We start from the raw sequence: 18,875 nt of genomic DNA on the forward strand, positions 1-18,875 counted from the left end.
TGAATCAAGGGGGTTTATAACGTTTTGAAAAAAATGAAGCTTCTGCTTCTGTCGTCAGTAACTGCTGCAGCTCTGATGTTTACACAATCTGCCCAGGCTGCCGACAAAACAATCTCGGTAAAATTAAGCAATTATTTGGGCAATAAATCAAGCGTTGATTTCGGCATTACCGGCGCATACGAAATTCCGGGCTCGGGAATTTCCGCGACAGAGCGGTACGGCGGGGCGACCCGCTTCGATGTGGCAAACAATGTTGCATCAGCCGGATGGACGAACCCGAGCACTGTCGTGATTGTCAATCGGGACGCTTTTGCGGATGCGCTTTCTGCATCTCCGCTTGCAAAGAAGTACGATGCGCCGATTCTATTAACTGATGCGGGCGCGCTGACGGCGAAAACCGAAACTCAAATTGCCAAGATGAAGCCTGATAACATCTTAATTATCGGGGGAACGGCGAGCGTTTCCAAAAATGTTGAAAACACGCTGAAAAAGTATGGGGCCATTGACCGCATCGGCGGCGCCAACCGCTATGATGTGTCCAAAAACATCGCGAGCCGGATGGGGTCCTACAGCCAGGCGATTGTTGCCACAGGTCTAGTCTTCTCCGACGCTCTGTCGATCGCGCCTTATGCGGCAATGAACGGTTATCCGATACTGCTTTCAGGGAATAATACGATCCGAAGCGATTACAATATTCCGAGCAAGGTTACGATCGTCGGCGGTCCGTTGAGTGTCAGCACAGGCGTTGAAAACACATTAAAGAAAAAAGCGTCTGTTACCCGCATCGGCGGAGCGAACAGATACGAAGTGTCGGCGAATATTGTCAACACGCTTAACATGAACGCATCAAAGGTTTTCATGTCTAACGGAACGACTTTTGCAGATGCATTGGCCGGTTCCGTTCTTGCAGCCAAACAAAAGCATCCTTTGCTGCTTGTCCAATCGGGCAGCCTGCCGACTCCTGTTGCAGATGTAGTCGCGAAAAAAGGAACCCAGTCTTTTGCTTTGCTTGGGGGGACCACTTCAATCACGGATTCATTGAAAAATAGTCTGGCAGACATGCTTACCGGAGATGGATACTCTGTTAATCTATCAAGCGGAAAGCTTGTACTCTACAAAAATAATAAAGCTGTCAAAACGCTTGGAACGACATTTACGGCATCACCTAAAAAATACTCGACATCAAATTCCATCAGCATCAACGGAAGGCCTTATTTAGGCAATATGAAGTTTACGATTGAATCAAGCAAATATGTTCGGCCGATAAACGAAAACATTCCGTTCGAAGATTATTTAAAAGGTGTTGTGCCGCACGAAATGCCGGCAAGCTGGCAGACGGAAGCGTTAAAAGCCCAAGCTGTGGCAGCGAGAACATATTCGGTCGGTTCCGCAGGAAAAGTAGTGGCCGATACGCAAGCGTTTCAGGTATACGGCGGATACGACTGGAATTCGAAGACATCCAGCGTTGTAAATACAACCAAAGGACAAGTTTTAAAATATAACGGCAACTTGATTTCGGCTGTTTACTCATCGAGCAACGGGGGATATACGGAAGCAAGCGCAGAGGTATGGGGCGGCAATGTTCCATATTTAATCGCCAAAGCGGATACATACGACCCGAAAAACAGCTGGTCGATATCCTTGAATAAAACGCAGATCAATACCAGCGGCTTAAACCTAAAGAGCCCTGGCACATGGTGGAATACGACAAATGAAACGAACTCTGCCTATTTGTCTGGGCTGAAAAGCTGGTTTATTACCAATAAATATCCTAGTGCAGAATCCATTAAGATCACGAAAATCTCAAGCCTGACCTTGAGCAGCGCGAAAACTGCCGGTCAGCGGCCGAAAACAGCAGAGGTGAAGTTTTCTTACTTTGTCAAAGAAAAATCAAACGGCTATGTTCTGTCAAACGGAAATCTCTCAGAAAAAACAGCGACGATTTCCGTGACGACGACTCAATTAAGATCGATGCTGGGCGGCATGAATATGAAGAGCACGTATGCTTCGGTATCCAACGTTACGAACGCTTTTGTTCTCAGCGGTAAAGGATTCGGCCATGGCATCGGCATGAGTCAGTACGGAGCAAATGCCAGAGCTGCTGCCGGGCACGATTACAAGAAAATCTTAAGTTTCTATTATCCAAATACGACTCTATCAAGCTATTAATAGAGTTAGAACAGGAGGCAGCAGTGCCTCCTCTGTTCATGTTCAGGGGAAAACATAACATTTACATTTTTGGAGGTTATTTTTTTGAGGGTCTTTCTTAAAGCTGTACCTATGTTGTTGTTAGGGTTCTTTTTGTTTGTACCTAATGTATTTGCAGCCAACTCTGTCACAAGATTAGACGGTGCAAACCGTTATGAGGTTGCGGTGAATGTTTCCAAGCAGGGATGGTCAAGTGCAAGCACAGTCATTGTTGCAAATGGAAAGGCATATGCCGACGTCCTTTCAGCGACTCCATTTGCTTACCGAAACAACGCGCCTGTCCTATTAACGGAAGCGTCCAAATTGCCAACGGCCACTAAAAACCGAATCAGTCAGTTAAAACCTAGCAAAGTGATTGTAATCGGCGGAACCGTCAGCGTTCAAAACGGCGTCGTAAGCGAGATTAAAAAGCTTGGTGTGTCATCTGTCGAACGCATCGGCGGGGCAAATCGCTACGAGGTTGCGGCAAATATTGCGAATAAGCTGCCGAGCAATTCAAAAGCTGTTATCGCCAACGGAACGGCCTATGCTGACAGCCTTGCGATCGGCGCATATGCCGCGAGAAACGGCATCCCGATCCTTTTAACATCGTCCAATTCCATCCCGACAGCGACAAAAAATGCAATGAAGAGCAAAGGAACAACATCGACCATTGTCGTAGGCGGTGAAGTCAGCATCTCCAGCACCGTATATAAACAGCTTGCTTCTCCGACGCGAATCGGCGGCAGCAACCGCTATGAAGTCGCGGCCAATGTCGTCAAGAAATACTATTCTTCTGCCAAGAGTGCAATCATCAGCAATGGCTATGCGTATGCCGACGGATTAACAGGATCTGTTCTGGCGGCTAAGCAAAACCGTCCGATGATGTTCACGAATGCATCATCTTTGCCGACACCGACAAGAGAGGTGATCGGTTCCAAAAACATGACGACGTTTACCGTGCTTGGCGGAACGGTTTCTCTTCAATCCAATGTCGTATCACAGCTGAAGAATCCGATCGTCGGCAAAAAAATCTTCATTGATGCAGGACACGGTGGTACAGACAGCGGTGCTGTCGGCAACGGTTTATATGAGAAAAGCGTGAACCTTGATGTCGCAAAATTAATTAATACGAAACTATCAAACGGCGGGGCGCTGCCAGTTATGGCGAGAACGAACGACACTTACCTGACGCTCGCACAGCGTGTATCAAAAGCGCAGTCAAATCATGCAGATTTGTTTGTCAGCATCCATGCAAACTCGGCAACACCTGCTGCTTCCGGAACAGAAACCTACTATTATACAACGTATGAATCGGCCAACAGCAAAAGGCTGGCAACCGGGATTCAAAACCGTCTCTATGTTGCATTGAATACGTCAAACCGCGGTGTGAAAATCGGCAACTTCCATGTCATCAGGGAATCAAAAATGCCAAGCTGCCTTGTTGAACTTGCGTTTATCAGCAATGTAAGTGATGCGACAAAACTCAAAAGCTCGACTTACAAAGAAAAAGGCGCTAAAGCGATTTACGACGGAATTGTTGCTTACTATTAAAATATAAAGAAATTCGTTTTTCGGAAAAATTGCCTATGCTGCCTTTGTTTTGTCTTTATAATATAGTATGATATTTTTGGTGAATTTAAAGACAAAACGGAGGCGATGCATTTTTAACATAAAATCAATGAATTTACTAATTTTAATGACTCCTTTACATTGTGTTTACGTTCGTATGCTACACTGACGAATAGATCAAACAGTAACATACTAATCGAGGTGTATGCTAGTGAGTATCGACAAAAGTTTAAGAATGTACAATGAATATTCAAGCCAGCAAACTTATTCCTGTGCTCTATCAAAAAAAGCAGTACGTTATTTATATATGAAGCGGATAATGGATATCGTCCTTTCCTTGATTGGGCTCGCTCTTACACTGCCGTTTATTCTGCTGTTTTGTATATTAATCTGTATCGAAACACCGGGTTCTCCGTTATACCGGCAGGAACGCGTCGGAAAAGACGGAAAGCATTTTAAGGTGATCAAGCTGCGTTCTATGAGAATTGACGCAGAAAAATCCGGTGCGAAATGGGCGCAGAAGGATGATCCGCGCATCACTGCAGTCGGGTCTTTTATAAGAAGAACAAGAATCGATGAACTTCCGCAGCTGATCAATGTTCTGGCCGGAGATATGAGCCTTGTGGGACCAAGGCCTGAAAGACCGATGTTTACCGCTCAGTTTCACCATGAAATTCCGGGATTTAAAAACCGCTTAATTGTTAAGCCTGGGTTAACGGGACTTGCACAGGTAAACGGAGGCTATGATATCGGTCCGAGAGAAAAATTGGTGCACGATCTGTATTACATTCGGAATTTAACGTTTCTTCTCGATTTGAAGGTTATGCTGAAAACGATTAAAGTAGTATTAACCGGCGAAGGAGCCAGATAATACGAGGAAGTTAGGAATATGCTATGTCTACCATTACGAAACAAATATTAAGCGGTGCAAAATGGACAAGTGTTTCAACTTTGATCGTCACGGTCATTCAAATTATACAGTTTGCACTGCTCGGCAATATCATGACAATTGCCGAATTCGGTTTGGTCGGAATGCTGACCACCGTAACGATTTTTACACAAATTGTACTCGATATGGGATTCGGGGCCGCTTTAATTCAAAAGGAGAACATCAGTGAACGCCAATTATCGACCTTATATTGGCTGAATATCCTAACGGGCATCCTTTTGTTTATCGGCCTCTTTTTCCTGAGTCCGTTCATCGCAGACTTTTATCAGCGGGACGAACTGGTTTTTCTTGTGCGGATTTTGGCCGTCATGTTTTTGATCGCCCCGGTCGGCCAGCAGTATCAATATATGCTGCAAAAAGATCTGAAGTTTAATGTGCTGAGCAAAATAGAAGCGGGTGTCACCGTTTTGTCATTTGTGCTCCTGCTCGTTTTGGTTTTTCTGATGGATCCGATTGTGGCCTATGCATTGTCACAAGTTTTTCTTAATTCGGTTAAAGGCATCATGTTTTTTGCTGTATATTTAAAAAAATGGCGTCCATCTCTCGTCTTTGCGTTGGGGGAAGTGAAAGAATTTTTCTCGTTCGGCGCGTTTCAGCTCGCTTCAAGGCTTGTAAACAGGCTTGGCGCCAATATCGACATGATTTTGATCGGACGGTTTCTCGGTGCGGAAGCATTGGGAATCTATAACCTGGCGTATCAAATTATTACGATTCCCGTATTAAAAATCAATCCGATCGTGACACGGGTAGCGTTTCCCGTCTTCTCAAAGAATCAAGGGAACAATCAAACGCTGCGCGAAGGCTTTTTAAATATGACAAAGCTTCTCTCGCTGATTTCATTCCCGCTTCTGATCGGACTGATGACCGTTTCAGATTTATTTATTGAAGTCGTCTTCGGAGAAAAATGGCTGCAGGCCGTACCGGTTCTGAATATCCTCGCGATTGTCGGGCTGCTCAGGGTTTTGATGAATCCGAACGGATCGGTTTTGCTGGCGAAGGGGAGAGCAGACCTGGCTTTTTATTGGGACAGCGGGATCATGCTCCTTTACGGGCTGTCTCTTTATGCGGCGGTATTAACGAAGGATTTGACGATCACCGCCTGGACCTATGCAGCGATCAGCCTGATCAATTTCTTTATCGGCAGATGGCTGCTCAAATATGTCATCCAGCTGAAGATGGGCGAATATTTCAGAACCGTTGGAAAACCGCTGGCCTTGACACTGCTCATGGCATTGCTGGCTCTTGTCTTGAGCGTCGGCAGCAGACATCTGCTTCACGGCGCCATGCTTCAGCTGGCAGTTTCCGTCGGAATCAGCGGAATTTTTTACGGTTTTCTGGTCAGTAAATTTTATCGGCAGGCTATGAAGATCCAATTAGGAAGATGACAGCAGAAAGGGCGTTTCATCATTGAAGGTTCTTTGGATTACCAGTGTTTATCCAAGCAGTCAAAAACCGGGAGAAGGCGTTTTTCATGAAACACAGGTTCAGGGGCTGCAGATGCAGGGCGTTGATGTGGCGGTCATATGTCCATCACCTGTGAACCCTGCTCCCCTCAGGCTGCTGAAAAAAAAATACCGTCAAGCACGAACAGTCCCGGAATATGAAGAAAGAAAAGGCATCCCGGTCTACAGACCGCCGTATACGGCTCTGCCTGGACAGCTAAAATGGGCACAGCCGCATCGCCGGATTGCAAAGTCTGTATTGAGGACGATCGAGAAGCACGGGCTTGCGCCGGATCTTATCCATGCCCATTTCGCGATGCCATCCGGGGGTGCCGCTGCCGTTGTTTCACAGAGGCTGAAAGTTCCTTATGTTCTGACTTTGCACGGAAGCGATGTCAATATTTATCCCCATTACAGCAAAGGTGCATTTCGAGCATTTGAAACAGCTGTGCATTCCGCGGCAAAAGTTCTGGCTGTCAGCGATGAGCTGAAAGCCAAAACAAAAGAAATGACCGGTGCTGAATGCTCGGTTCTTCCTATCGGCGTCAACCTGGACCGGTTTCAAAAACCCTCCGCTTCAACATTTGAATTGAGGGAGAAATTCGGCCTGCCGAAAGACAAAAAATTGCTGACGTTCGTCGGCCGCTTGGTGAAAGGAAAAGGAGTAGCCGAGCTGGCGGAAGCGGTCAAGCAGCTTGATGACAGCTACAGAGCTGTGTTCATCGGCGACGGACCGGAGAAGCAGCACATTCGTCAAACCGCCGGTGAAAAAGCGATATTGACGGGGCAGGTCGCAAACCATGAGATATCAGAATATCTGGCTGCATCAGATCTGTTTGCGCTTCCTTCGTATTCTGAGGGGATGCCGACTGTCGTCATTGAAGCGCTCGCCCTCAAGGTTCCGGTGCTTTGTACGGCGGTCGGAGGGGTTCCGTCTTTATTCGGAAAACACGAACATCTGCTGATTAAGCCGCGCTCGGCTTCCAGCATAACAGAAGCTGTCAAAGGTTATTTGGAAGGCGCGAATTGGCAAGAAGACATCGCTGAAGAGCTGTATCAAACGGTGCACGATGATTATGACGCCTTTAAAAATGCCGGCAAGTTGCTGGATGTGTATGGAGATGTTGCCGAGAACAAAAATTAAGTTGGGATCTGTCGGTTAATATGCGCATGAGTGTTGAATATAATACTGTTTAAACCCATTTATTTGCGTCTAAGCTAATAAAAATAAGAATTGGGAAAACGGAAAACCCAGATTTTTTCAATAGAAAAGAGATAAAGATCATTACCTAAATCAAGCTATTGGATTTGAAGGGTCAGCTGAAAGAAGGGAATGATAATGTTGAAAAGAATCGCTGTCATTGGAACGGGATATGTCGGGCTGGTGTCTGGAACTTGTTTTGCCGAAGTGGGAAACTCGGTTGTCTGTTGCGATATTGATGCAGAAAAAATAAGAGGACTCTCAGCAGGAGTGATGCCGATTTATGAAAACGGCCTAAAAGAACTTGTGGATAAAAACGTAAACGAAAATCGCTTATTTTTCTCTACTGATATTCCCAAGGCGATTGAAGAAGCAGAGATTATTTATATTGCAGTCGGAACACCGATGTCGGAAACAGGGGAAGCAGACCTGACATTTGTCAAATCTGTTGCCGAAATGATCGGGAAGCATCTGAACGGCTATAAAGTCGTCGTCAACAAAAGCACTGTCCCTGTTGGAACAGGAAAGCTCGTACAAGCCATTATAGAACGCAATTCAAAAGGGGAATTCCCTTTCGACGTCGTTTCGAATCCGGAGTTCCTTCGTGAAGGAACAGCTATTTACGATACGATGAATATGGAAAGAGCCGTCATCGGTGCGACAAGCGAAAAGGCTGCTGCGATTATTGAAGAGCTCCATAAGCCTTTTCAAACGAAAATCGTCAAGTCTAACCTTGAAAGTGCAGAAATGATTAAATACGCTGCAAATGCATTTTTGGCTACAAAGATCTCGTTCATTAATGATATCGCAAATATTTGCGAAAGGGTCGGAGCTGATGTATCAAAGGTGTCTGAAGGTGTCGGACTGGACAGCAGAATCGGCAATAAATTTTTGAATGCCGGAATCGGCTTTGGCGGCTCTTGCTTCCCTAAAGATACAATGGCTTTATTGCACATCGCGAAGTCAGTCGGCTATCCTTTTAAAATGATTGAAGCCGTTATTGAGACGAATCAAAAGCAGCGCGCCCACATTGTGCAAAAGCTCCTTGATGTGTTTGGCGATTTAAACGGCATGACCATTTCGGTTCTTGGGCTGGCATTCAAGCCGAATACAAACGATATGCGCTCGGCGCCGTCTCTGGATGTCATTCCGATGCTGAGAGGCCTTGGTGCTCATATTAAAGCATACGATCCCATTGCAATTCCGGAGGCAGAACGCTTATTGGGAGATCAGGCCATATACAGCAACGATTTGTATGATACTGTAAAGGATACTGATGCTTGCCTCATTTTGACAGATTGGCCACAGGTTAAAGAAATGGATTTTAAGAAATTGAAAACATATTTAAATCGTCCTGTTCTAATTGATGGACGTAACTTGTTTAAACTTGAAGATATGAGAAGAGAAGGATTTATTTATCATTCAATTGGCCGCCCTGGAGTACAGGGAGAGAAAAGCTTAACAAAAGTATAAAACGAGGGGTGTTATTAATGGAAAAAGTACTAGTGACAGGCGGATGCGGATTTATAGGCTCGCATATCGCTGAACAGCTTCTGAAAGAAAATTACCGGGTTTCAATTCTTGACAATTTAACTACGGGACACCGCTCCAACATTGAAGGTCTCGCGGTTGACTTTTATGAGCAGGATATAACAAAGCCGGAAGTCATCGACGTCATCAAAAGCATTGATCCCGATTATATTATTCATTTAGCTGCACAAGTAAGCGTGGCGGAGTCTGTCAGCGATTTTTTAAATGATGAAAACATCAATATCAAGGGATCGCTCCATATCATTAAGGCAGCGGGTGAATGCAGCGTGAAAAAGATTGTCTTTGCATCATCAGCAGCTGTTTATGGAGATCCTGAATATCTGCCTGTCGACACTCGTCATAAAACAAATCCAGGCTCACCCTACGGGCTGACGAAGCTTACGGTGGAGAACTACTTAAAGCTGGCCTATGATCTGTATGGAACCGAGTATTGCATTTTGCGGTACAGCAATGTATACGGGCCGCGCCAGGACGCAAAAGGAGAGGGCGGCGTCGTATCGATTTTCTCCGATTTGCTGACAAGCGGCAAGGCTCCGGTGATTTTTGGAGACGGAGAACAATCGCGCGATTTTATTTATGTCGGTGATGTGGCTTCCGCCAACGTCAAGGCGCTCAAAGCTCAATCAAACGTTTGTTTAAACGTTTCGAACGGCTTTTCGATCACAGTCAATGAGCTGTTTGCAGAGATGAAAAAAGCGACGAACTCGGCGCTGTCTCCGATTTATCAAGATGAAAGACCGGGGGATATCCGCCACAGCACACTGTGTAATGAAGAAACAAAGAAAATTTTAAACTGGGAACCAAAAATGCCGCTCGCTGAAGGACTGGAAAAGACCATTTCATATTATAAAAAAGAAATGAATATGTAAATCACTGGCTGCTGGCTGATGTCGGCAGCCCTTTTCCAGAAAGAAGCGGAAGGAGGGGGAAAAATGAGTCTCAAACGTTCCGCGGTCAATGTTTTGGTTTGGCTCGCCGCATTGACCGCAGGGTTAGCATTCGTTGTATTGGCCCAGTCCAATGCAAAAAAAGTCTTGTTAGCATGTCTGATTTTGATTGCGCTGACTTTGATCATTGTGCTCCGGAAGTATTTGTCGTCCGAGCAATTGCTGATGCCCGTATTATATCTGCTTATCGCTGCAACATTTGCCAACAATGCTTTTTTTACGATTAAATTGGGCTTTTTCAGCCTGTTTCCATATCGAATTCTTCTGATTCTGGCAGGGTTCTTATTCATAGCGGAAATGTTGAAAGGCAGCCAGCACCTTGAAAAGTGGAAGCAGGTGCATGTTAAAGGCATTCTGATGTTTTTCACGTTTTGGTTCTGCTATGGAATGATTTCGCTGCTTTGGGTCAAGTCTGCTACTGAGGGCGTAAAATATCTGTTCCTATTGGCAATGGGAATGTTTTTTGTTTTTCTGATTGTTATGTTTTTTCAAAAAATGGATCGAATTCTCGCGTTTTATTACATATGGTTGGTCATGACCGTATTTTTAATGGTCATCGGGTTTTACAACCACTTTACATTAAACCACCTGCCGAGTTCGACCCTTTATAACGGGCCGCACTATAAACAGCACTATCCGACATCCGTCTTTTTCAATCAGAATGACTTTGCGACATTTCTATCCATCAGCTTTTTCTTTTATTTATCTTTTTTCAAAAACATTAAAAACAGCTACTTAAAAATAGCGGGGCTGCTCCTTGCGTTCTGTTCGGCCTACTTGATTTTCCTGACAGGATCAAGAGCCAGCATCCTGGGAATTATAGCCGGACTTGCCGTTTATGCATTTATTTTGCTGCCGAAGGTGCTTAAAAAATGGGCGCTCATCGCCGCAGCTGCAGGATGTATCGCTTTTGTCACACTGTTTGCAGGAAAGATCACCGGAGCTTTTTATACATACTTTTTGGCTCCGCAAACTACACACGATTTCAGCGAGCCGCTGCCATCCAATGTCGCCAGGGCAAACTTGTTGAAAAACGCCGGGCATTATGTGCTGGATACTTACGGATTTGGCGTCGGCGCCGGCAATGTACCTTATTATTTGGAACATCACGCATTGTTCGATACAGACCGGGTCGTGGAGGTTCATAACTGGCTCGTAGAGATCATGACGAATTTTGGAGTTGTGATGATGCTCGGTTATTTAACGATGTACATTTATTTAATAACTGTGCTTTACCGATATTATAAAAGATCGCTTGGAAAGCGGTACAAGCTTCTCATTGAAGGTTTGACAGCCGCGCTCGTCGCCTTCCTTGTATCAAGCATCAGTCCGAGTTCCGTCTCGAATCTATATTTCCATTGGGTGTTTCTCGCCCTTGTGATTGCGACGGTTAATACCTTTAGAGTCAGCGGAACGGATGAAACCGAACAGTATAGGTGATTTTTGAAAATCGAATTTAAAAACAGGGAGAAATTCATGTGATGAATTTAATCAAACGTATTGCTGGTAGAGTGAAAAAGTTTATTGTGGCGATTATTGCGCTTCCTCTTATTCTTGGTCTTGTCGGCTATTTTATGCCGAAGGGGAGCGTTGCTCCGTCCGATTACACGGCTACTGTAACGATATCAACCGGGAACTATGGAGAAGCGAAGTACAACAATGCAAAGCAGGTGCCGCTGCTGTTGAAAAACGAAGCCTTTTTAAAGGACATTTTCCCGGATATGCCGGAAGAGGATCTGGCGCAGTTGAAAGACGATCTGGCGATTGAAATCAGAACGGATTCACTTTTTAACTTAAGTTATACAGGGCCTGACAAACAGAAAACATTGGATACTTTAGGAAAAGTTAAAGATGCCTATATGAAAGGCGATAAGGCGCTGTTTTCAAAAAGGGAAGAAGTCATCGAAAAGAATATAAAGGCGCTTGAAGGCGAAACAGTCAGCGCTGATTCCAAAGTTGATAAACAGCGGTTTTTGTATGAGCTTGAAACAAGCAGGCTCGACATGAAGGCTGCTGAAGAAATTGAGCCTTTGATCGTGCTGGATAACCAGGCTGCCGGCATGTCGCCTAAAAAAAGAGCGGTATTAGGCGTACTGATCGGTTTAGCGCTGTCGTTTTTTATCATTGTCGTTCCGGAAGTATTCAGAGAACGTTAAATTTTTAATTGGGGATGTGGATCAGGACCATGACGAGGCAAAAACCTTTAATCTCTGTCATTACGCCTTCCTATAACGCGGAGGAATTTATCGAAAAAACCATTCAGTCCGTCTTAAATCAGACGTTTTCCGACTGGGAAATGATCATTGCCGATGATTGCTCAACAGATGGGACAAGAGACATTTTGAAGCGCTATGAAGAAGATGATGAACGGATCCATGCCATTTTTCTGAAAGAAAATCAAGGCGCTGCAGCGGCTCGAAATGCAGCGCTCAGCAAAGCCGGAGGGCGCTATGTCGCCTTTTTGGACAGCGATGATGTGTGGAAAGCAGAAAAGCTGGATAAGCAGCTTGCCTTTATGAGGAAGCATCAGCACGCTTTCACATTTACGGCATACGAGCTGATCAGCCAAGACGGCGAACCGCTTCATAAAACCATTCATGCACCCGTCAGCCTTACATATGATGATGTATTAAAAAATACGATTATCGGCTGTTTGACGGTAATGATTGACAGAGAGCAAACGGGTGATATCCGGATGCCGAATATCAGAACCCGTCAGGATTTGGCGACATGGCTGTCCGTATTAAAGCGAGGATTCAAGGCATTCGGTCTGAACGAACCCCTCGCCGAATACCGCATCGTTGAAACATCGATCTCCAGAAACAAGTGGAAGGCGGCGCGAAAAACCTGGTATGTGTACAGGGAAATCGAACGCCTTCACTTGATGAAAGCGACATGGTGCTTTTTCCATTACGCTAAGAACGCAGTCATGAAAAGATTATAACGGCATTGACAGAAAAGGTGATTGAAAGTGAAAGCAGATCAAGTCATACACGTCATAGTAGCGACAGGTGAATGGGGACAGGATCAGCTAAGGTACAGAAGGCACCGCCTTGCTGAGTTTTTGGCTGGCCGCAAGGAGACGAAGGAAGTCATTTGGGTCTGTCCGTCTGAAAATCCTTCCCGCGAGACATTTACATTGCTTGACAACGGAATCAAGCAATTTGCAGTCAAAGATTTTTTGAAAAAGAAAATATTCAGGTTTGCCCGCTACAAGGATGTTTTTTATAAAAGCAAGCTGAAGCCGCTGCTTGACCGGCTGAAAGAAGACGTTCAGGGGGAAAAGGTGTGCTTATGGTACACATTCCCCGGTTTTCCGCTGCTGTCATCACTTTATCAGTGGGATCAGGTCATCTATGACTGCAGTGACCTGTGGGCGGCGCCGATCAGCGGAAGCCAAAGCCTTGTCTCAGGATTCAGGCAAAAGGTTATTTTTGAAGCTGAAGGCAGAATCATTAAAGCTGCTGATACGATTTTTTGCACTTCTGAATATTTGCACCAAAACGTAGCAGACCGGCTTCAAGGAGAGACAAAGCCGGTTTTTACAATCGAAAATGGTGTGGAATACAGCTTGTTTGCGAAAAATAAGCAAAAAGCCGATGTATTGAACGGAAGGGAAGGCACCGTCCTCGGCTTTATCGGCGGAATTAAGCCGAAGCTCGATTTTAAGCTCATCAAAGAAGCTGCCAAAACCAAAAAAGAGTGGACGTTTTTATTTGTCGGTCCTGACGGGACAAACGGAGATGAAGATTTTAAAGCGCTTCTTGAAGAAGAAAATGTCATTTGGACGGGGCCCGCTGCGCCGTCGGAAGTACCGGCTTATATGAATGTAGTGGATATCGGGATCATGCCGTATAAACCGTCGCCATATAATAATGCGGTATTCCCTTTAAAGCTGTTTGAATTTTTGGCTGCCGGAAAGCCTGTCGCCGGTATGAACCTTCCTTCAACAAAAAAGGTTGAACAGGAACACGTTTACCGTCATCTAACAGGAAACGACCCCGTTGAATTTACAGCGCTGTGTGAAGAGCTGGAGCTTGCGCATGATGATGTCTCCCATGTGGAACTGCGCAGAAAGATCGCACATGAAAGAGACTGGCATCATTTATTTTTATCGATGCTTGATAAATTGAACTTGAATAAAGATGCATAATTTGCGGCGGGGGATATTAATTCATGATGTTTCTTTTGGCTGGAGCTTGTTATAATAAATAATGAAATTGTATAATGAAAAGGTATGATCTTTAATACGACCAGACTTCATTTAAAAAGGAGACTTCCTTATGTCTTATGAACGCACTGTACTTGCGTTTTTTGTCTCTCTCATTACTGTTTTAATTATTACTCCGCTTGTCAAACGTCTAGCAATCAAATCCGGGGTCGTGGATCAGCCGGATAAACGAAAGATACATGATAAAGTAATGCCGAGAATGGGCGGTTTAGCCATTTTTATAGGAGTATTGACCGGTTCGCTTGCCGGAGGCCTTTATGAAAACAGAATAACAGCAATTACACTCGGTGCTTTTATGATTGTCATTTTGGGCATTGTAGATGACAAACACAATTTAAGCGCGAGAATTAAATTTATCGTTCAAATATTAGTAGCCTGCATCATCGTCAGTACAGGCTTGAAAATGGAATTTTTATCGATTCCATTTTGGGATCTTCGCTTTGATTTGGGGTGGCTCGCATACCCTCTGACGATTTTATGGATCGTCGGGATCACCAATGCCATCAACTTAATCGACGGATTGGACGGACTGGCTGCGGGTATATCCGTCATCGGCCTTTCGACGATTGCCGTCATGGCTTTTTCTGCCGATAAAATCTTGATCTTCTCTCTGTCGCTGGTTGTCATCGGAAGCACGATCGGCTTTCTGTTCTATAACTTCCACCCGGCGAAAATTTTTATGGGAGACACGGGCTCGCTCTTCTTGGGCTATGTGATCTCGGTTCTGTCGCTTCTCGGACTGTATAAAAGCGTGACCCTGTTCAGCGTCGTCATTCCAATCATTATATTAGGAGTGCCGATATTTGACACGACATTCGCGATCATCAGGCGTATTTTAAACAAACAGCCGATTTCGGCGCCCGACAAATCGCATATTCACCACAGGCTGATGGCCTTTGGCCTGTCCCATCGGAAAGCCGTCATCGTTATTTATTTAATTGGCATCGTCTTCAGCCTGAGCGCCATTCTTTTAAAAACCGCGACGCTCTGGGTGTCCATCTTCATCATCTTCGGCTTAATCCTGTTCATGCAGATCATCGCAGAAGTGACAGGCCTTGTAAATGAGCAGTACAAGCCCTTTACGAAGTTTTACAGGCGGATGGTGAAGAGGAATTAATGCGCACAAAAACCCCTGGATTCCAGGGGTTTTATTATTGCTGCAACTCAGGAAGCCTCACAAGCGGTTGGTTGATTAACTAAAACTCTATGAGAAGGAGGATTTTTTATGGATGATCATCACCTTGGACAGATCGAACAAATTATGAAAGCACTCTATAAATCCTGGTCTTCAGATTCAAGTTCAAAATGGAGTCAGGATAACCCTGCGAAGGGACAATGCGGCGTAACCGCCTTAATCGTAAATGATCTATTAGGTGGAGAAATAAGAAAAACAAAGCTGCCTGAAGGGTGGCATTTTTATAATGTTATCAATGGTAAAAGATATGATTTAACAATTTCCCAATTCAAAGAAGACATCCTGTATATGGATGTTCCCTCAAATAGAAACGAGGCATTCTCAGATACCAACGAAAAACAGTATAACTATTTAAAACAAAGTGTTATCAATCAATTGTCTTTTTCAAAAGAAAGGGGAACCCTTAATATATAAAGAGTTCCCCTTCATTTTATTCGATTATGAATTTCACATTCAACAGAGCCAATCAATAAGAAGAAGCAGCAGACGATTCAGCTGAGCTGTCTGTCCCGTCAGCGGTTGCGGAAGATTCAGACGATGTTCCGCTTGAATCAGCGGTTGAGTCCGGGTACAAGTGATGGGTCAATTCATTTTGCACGTTTGCAAGGTTTTGCTGGTCAGGCTCAAAGTAGTAAACATCAGCGATCGTAAGATCTTTTCCTGTGATGTTTAATGTTTTTATATCATCACCAGCAAAGCCGCTGTAGATTTGCTGAAGCGCCAGAGCCTGTGTAATTTTGAAGTTTGTCTGAATGTTTTTGCTTGCTTTTTGGGCTATTTTATCAATTTTAGCGAGGTTTTGCGGTTTTGAGATTTGATCAAGAACGGCTTTTAAGATTTGCTTTTGTCTGTCGTTTCTCCCGAAATCTCCCCGCTTATCCTGTTTTCTCATCCTTGCGTAGGCAAGAGCTTCCTCTCCATTTAGATGCATGTTCCCTTTTTTAAAATAGATTCTCTTGGATTTGGAGACATCGCTTTTTTCGCTGAAATCAAACGGGACGTCAATATCGATTCCGCCGATTTCATCGATGACATCTTTGAACCCGTCAAAATCGACTGTGGCATAGTAATCGATCGGGATTCCGAGGAAGTCCTCTACCGTCTCGATTGTTTCATCCTTGCCGCCTTTTGCATAGGCCGCATTTATTTTTGTTTTTGTGCCGGCTGTGTCACTGGCCAAATGCACCCTTGTGTCCCTCGGAATGCTCAGCATTTTCATCGACTTCTTTTTAGGATCGAGCGTCACGACAATCAGGGAATCCGTCCGTCCGTGCTCGCCGTTTGTCGAATAATCTTCAACTCCCATAAAAAGAATCGAAAACGGCTTTTTTTGAATATTAACGACATCGTCCCTGAGCTTTGACTTCTCTCCGCGTTCAAGCTCATCATAAGTGCCGTCAGCAGCGGAAATCGTGTTAATAATTTTATATATGCCCACTCCGCCGACTACGAGAAGTGCGAGCAGCATAAGGACTATAAACCGTTTAATCAGCTTTCTCTTTTTATTCTTTTTTTTTCGCACTTTCACTTTAATACGCTCAGCCATATAATAATTCTCCTTTAATTGTTAAAAGCTTCTTCCAAATAAACTTGAATGCCTTCTCTATTCTCACTCTTGCCATTTGTTAATTCGGTTATCCATTCCGTAAATGCCTGCTTTTCACTTTCCTTCACATACGTTTCAAATTCGACATCGTCGGCATAATGAATGTCTTTTATTTGATAAGGGGACTCGCGAAGCTCGTTTTCAAGCTTGCCGAGCCATGTATAGTTCACTGTCGTGTGCATCACCCGCATCAGCTTTCGTTCGACAACGCCGACATGGTTCAGCCCCTCTGACACGGATTTTCCATAAGCCCGTATCAGCCCTCCAGCGCCGAGTTTAATACCGCCGAAATACCTCGTCACAACGGCGCACGTATCTTTAAGGTTGCGTTTCTTCAAAACTTCAAGCATCGGAACTCCAGCTGTCCCGCTCGGTTCTCCGTCATCATTCGCTTTTTGAATTTGATCATTTTCTCCTATGACGTAAGCCGAGCAATTATGCGTCGCATTCCAATGCTGCTTTTTTATGTGATTGATAAAGTTCTGTGCTTCTTCTTCAGTACTGACGCGGCTCAAGTGGCATATAAACCGGGATTTTTCAATCACGATTTCATGGGTCCCTTCACCTGCAACAGTGAGATAACTTTGCAGCATGCCTGCTTACCTCCTGACAAGCCATGCGGCTGTTCTCCTAAAAATCGAACAGACTTAGAATTTTGGCGCGTATTTTGTTATGATTAAATAGAAATGGATCGGTAACCATAAAAAGACCAAAAAACCAGAATACGCATTCTTTCATTATAATTCGACACGAATTTCAGTTCAATGAAATTTATGATAAAAGTAAATGACAATGCTGTTACGGAGGGAAAATGGGTGAGTGTTTCCAAAATGGACTCCAAAGTTTTAGATTCAATCATTATGAAGATGTTAAAAACGGTTGATGGGAGCAAGGATGAGGTCTTTCAAATCGGAGAGCAGTCCCGTCAGCAATATGAAGGCTTGGTAGAAGAGCTGAAGCAGATTAAACAGCAGGTCAACGAAGTCATCGATCTTGGAGACAGGCTGGAAGTGCATGCCCGCCATGCGCGAAACCGCTTGTCTGAGGTCAGCAGAAACTTTCATAAATTCAGTGAAGAAGAGATTCGCGAAGCTTATGAAAAAGCCCACAAACTGCAGGTTGAACTGACGATGATCCAGCAGCGTGAAAAGCAGCTGAGAGAGAAGCGTGATGATCTGGAACGGCGCCTTTTGGGGCTTCAGGAAATCATCGAGCGTTCAGAAGGGCTTGTCAGCCAGATTACCGTCGTCTTAAACTATTTAAATCAGGATCTGCGCCAGGTTGGCGTTCTCCTAGAAGATGCGCAGGCCAAACAGGATTTCGGACTGCGGATCATCGAAGCCCAAGAGGAAGAAAGAAAAAGGGTCTCAAGGGAAATCCACGACGGCCCTGCGCAAATGCTGGCCAACGTCATGATGAGATCTGAGCTGATCGAACGCATCTTCAGAGACAAAGGAACAGAAGAAGGCTTTCAGGAAATTAGAAACCTCCGGCAAAACGTCAGAAATGCTCTTTATGAAGTCAGAAGAATCATTTATGATTTAAGACCGATGGCTTTAGATGATTTGGGATTGATACCGACGCTCAGAAAATACTTGAACACGATCGAAGATTATCATGGAAAAGCAAAGATCCATTTCCAATGCATCGGAGAATCCGAAGATAGAAGAATAGCACCGCGGTTTGAGGTTGCACTTTTCCGGCTTGCACAGGAAGCAGTGACAAACGCCTTAAAACACTCCGAATCAACTGAGATTCATGTTAAAGTAGAAGTGACAAAAGATTTTGTGACGTTGATTATCAAAGACAATGGAAACGGCTTTGACTTAAAAGAAGTTAAAGGCAAGAAGAACAAATCTTTCGGTCTGCTAGGTATGAAAGAAAGAGTCGATTTGCTCGAAGGTTCAATGACAATCGATTCGAAAATAGGTCTTGGGACATTTATTTTGATTAAAGTTCCGCTGTCTTTGTAAAGATAATTGTAAAATAGAGAC

The 18,875-nt window shown here is 44.4% G+C and carries 16 protein-coding genes; 14 read left to right on the forward strand and 2 right to left on the reverse strand.

Annotated features, from left to right (window positions below):
* Positions 1–24: 24 nt before the first annotated feature.
* From M1E03_RS02800 to M1E03_RS02860, 13 genes are all read left to right on the forward strand, one after another.
* Positions 25–2,169 carry a SpoIID/LytB domain-containing protein gene (locus M1E03_RS02800; RefSeq protein WP_075212716.1) on the forward strand — a complete coding sequence of 715 codons (2,145 nt, stop codon included), beginning with the start codon at positions 25–27 and terminating at the stop codon, positions 2,167–2,169.
* Between the two features lie 84 nt (positions 2,170–2,253).
* Positions 2,254–3,741, forward strand: a complete 1,488-nt coding sequence (locus tag M1E03_RS02805; protein ID WP_035337792.1) for an N-acetylmuramoyl-L-alanine amidase — start codon at positions 2,254–2,256, stop codon at positions 3,739–3,741.
* Between the two features lie 229 nt (positions 3,742–3,970).
* A complete protein-coding gene (locus M1E03_RS02810) occupies positions 3,971–4,630 on the forward strand; it encodes a sugar transferase (protein ID WP_020453132.1) in 660 nt (219 codons plus the stop codon).
* A 23-nt stretch (positions 4,631–4,653) separates the two neighbouring features.
* Positions 4,654–6,093 carry a teichuronic acid biosynthesis protein TuaB gene (tuaB, locus tag M1E03_RS02815; protein WP_458110660.1) on the forward strand — a complete coding sequence of 480 codons (1,440 nt, stop codon included), beginning with the start codon at positions 4,654–4,656 and terminating at the stop codon, positions 6,091–6,093.
* 22 nt (positions 6,094–6,115) lie between these two features.
* Positions 6,116–7,294: a teichuronic acid biosynthesis protein TuaC gene (tuaC, locus tag M1E03_RS02820; RefSeq protein WP_458110661.1), complete on the forward strand. Its 1,179-nt coding sequence runs from the start codon at positions 6,116–6,118 to the stop codon at positions 7,292–7,294.
* A 198-nt stretch (positions 7,295–7,492) separates the two neighbouring features.
* Entirely contained in the window at positions 7,493–8,824 is a 1,332-nt protein-coding gene (gene tuaD / locus M1E03_RS02825) for a UDP-glucose 6-dehydrogenase TuaD (RefSeq protein ID WP_095292153.1), read from the forward strand.
* Between the two features lie 17 nt (positions 8,825–8,841).
* On the forward strand, positions 8,842–9,771 hold the full coding sequence (locus M1E03_RS02830; RefSeq protein ID WP_020453128.1) for an NAD-dependent epimerase/dehydratase family protein: 930 nt from the start codon (positions 8,842–8,844) through the stop codon (positions 9,769–9,771).
* A 63-nt stretch (positions 9,772–9,834) separates the two neighbouring features.
* Positions 9,835–11,289, forward strand: coding sequence for a teichuronic acid biosynthesis protein TuaE (gene tuaE, locus M1E03_RS02835; protein ID WP_020453127.1), 1,455 nt, complete (start codon positions 9,835–9,837; stop codon positions 11,287–11,289).
* Between the two features lie 41 nt (positions 11,290–11,330).
* Positions 11,331–12,005 carry a teichuronic acid biosynthesis protein TuaF gene (gene tuaF, locus M1E03_RS02840; protein ID WP_035337789.1) on the forward strand — a complete coding sequence of 225 codons (675 nt, stop codon included), beginning with the start codon at positions 11,331–11,333 and terminating at the stop codon, positions 12,003–12,005.
* Between the two features lie 29 nt (positions 12,006–12,034).
* Complete coding sequence (gene tuaG, locus M1E03_RS02845; protein WP_035337788.1) at positions 12,035–12,793, forward strand: teichuronic acid biosynthesis protein TuaG; 759 nt, start codon at positions 12,035–12,037, stop codon at positions 12,791–12,793.
* Positions 12,794–12,814: 21 nt separating this feature from the next.
* Positions 12,815–14,002, forward strand: a complete 1,188-nt coding sequence (tuaH, locus tag M1E03_RS02850) for a teichuronic acid biosynthesis protein TuaH (RefSeq protein ID WP_229029879.1) — start codon at positions 12,815–12,817, stop codon at positions 14,000–14,002.
* A 130-nt stretch (positions 14,003–14,132) separates the two neighbouring features.
* Positions 14,133–15,197 carry a glycosyltransferase family 4 protein gene (locus M1E03_RS02855; RefSeq protein ID WP_020453123.1) on the forward strand — a complete coding sequence of 355 codons (1,065 nt, stop codon included), beginning with the start codon at positions 14,133–14,135 and terminating at the stop codon, positions 15,195–15,197.
* Between the two features lie 108 nt (positions 15,198–15,305).
* A complete protein-coding gene (locus tag M1E03_RS02860) occupies positions 15,306–15,689 on the forward strand; it encodes a YunG family protein (protein WP_020453122.1) in 384 nt (127 codons plus the stop codon).
* 52 nt (positions 15,690–15,741) lie between these two features.
* Here the strand turns inward: M1E03_RS02860 and M1E03_RS02865 are convergent, their stop codons facing one another.
* Positions 15,742–16,821, reverse strand: coding sequence for an LCP family protein (locus M1E03_RS02865; RefSeq protein WP_020453121.1), 1,080 nt, complete (start codon positions 16,819–16,821; stop codon positions 15,742–15,744).
* 14 nt (positions 16,822–16,835) lie between these two features.
* Positions 16,836–17,474 carry a YigZ family protein gene (locus M1E03_RS02870; RefSeq protein WP_023856394.1) on the reverse strand — a complete coding sequence of 213 codons (639 nt, stop codon included), beginning with the start codon at positions 17,472–17,474 and terminating at the stop codon, positions 16,836–16,838.
* Between the two features lie 222 nt (positions 17,475–17,696).
* On the opposite strand from M1E03_RS02870, the gene M1E03_RS02875 reads away from it, so the two are divergent.
* Positions 17,697–18,854, forward strand: a complete 1,158-nt coding sequence (locus M1E03_RS02875) for a sensor histidine kinase (protein ID WP_020453119.1) — start codon at positions 17,697–17,699, stop codon at positions 18,852–18,854.
* Positions 18,855–18,875: the final 21 nt, after the last annotated feature.

The organism is Bacillus sp. PK6-013 (assembly GCF_054161445.1).

What these genes read in the sequence shown, in the direction of transcription:
- M1E03_RS02830 (WP_020453128.1), top strand. Translation starts at nt 8,842, where the DNA reads ATGGAAAAAGTACTAGTGACAGGCGGATGCGGATTTATAGGCTCGCAT.
- M1E03_RS02865 (WP_020453121.1), bottom strand. Translation starts at nt 16,821, where the DNA reads ATGGCTGAGCGTATTAAAGTGAAAGTGCGAAAAAAAAAGAATAAAAAG.
- M1E03_RS02855 (WP_020453123.1), top strand. Translation starts at nt 14,133, where the DNA reads ATGTCTTATGAACGCACTGTACTTGCGTTTTTTGTCTCTCTCATTACT.
- tuaG (WP_035337788.1), top strand. Translation starts at nt 12,035, where the DNA reads ATGACGAGGCAAAAACCTTTAATCTCTGTCATTACGCCTTCCTATAAC.
- tuaB (WP_458110660.1), top strand. Translation starts at nt 4,654, where the DNA reads ATGTCTACCATTACGAAACAAATATTAAGCGGTGCAAAATGGACAAGT.
- M1E03_RS02860 (WP_020453122.1), top strand. Translation starts at nt 15,306, where the DNA reads ATGGATGATCATCACCTTGGACAGATCGAACAAATTATGAAAGCACTC.
- tuaE (WP_020453127.1), top strand. Translation starts at nt 9,835, where the DNA reads ATGAGTCTCAAACGTTCCGCGGTCAATGTTTTGGTTTGGCTCGCCGCA.
- tuaF (WP_035337789.1), top strand. Translation starts at nt 11,331, where the DNA reads ATGAATTTAATCAAACGTATTGCTGGTAGAGTGAAAAAGTTTATTGTG.
- M1E03_RS02870 (WP_023856394.1), bottom strand. Translation starts at nt 17,474, where the DNA reads ATGCTGCAAAGTTATCTCACTGTTGCAGGTGAAGGGACCCATGAAATC.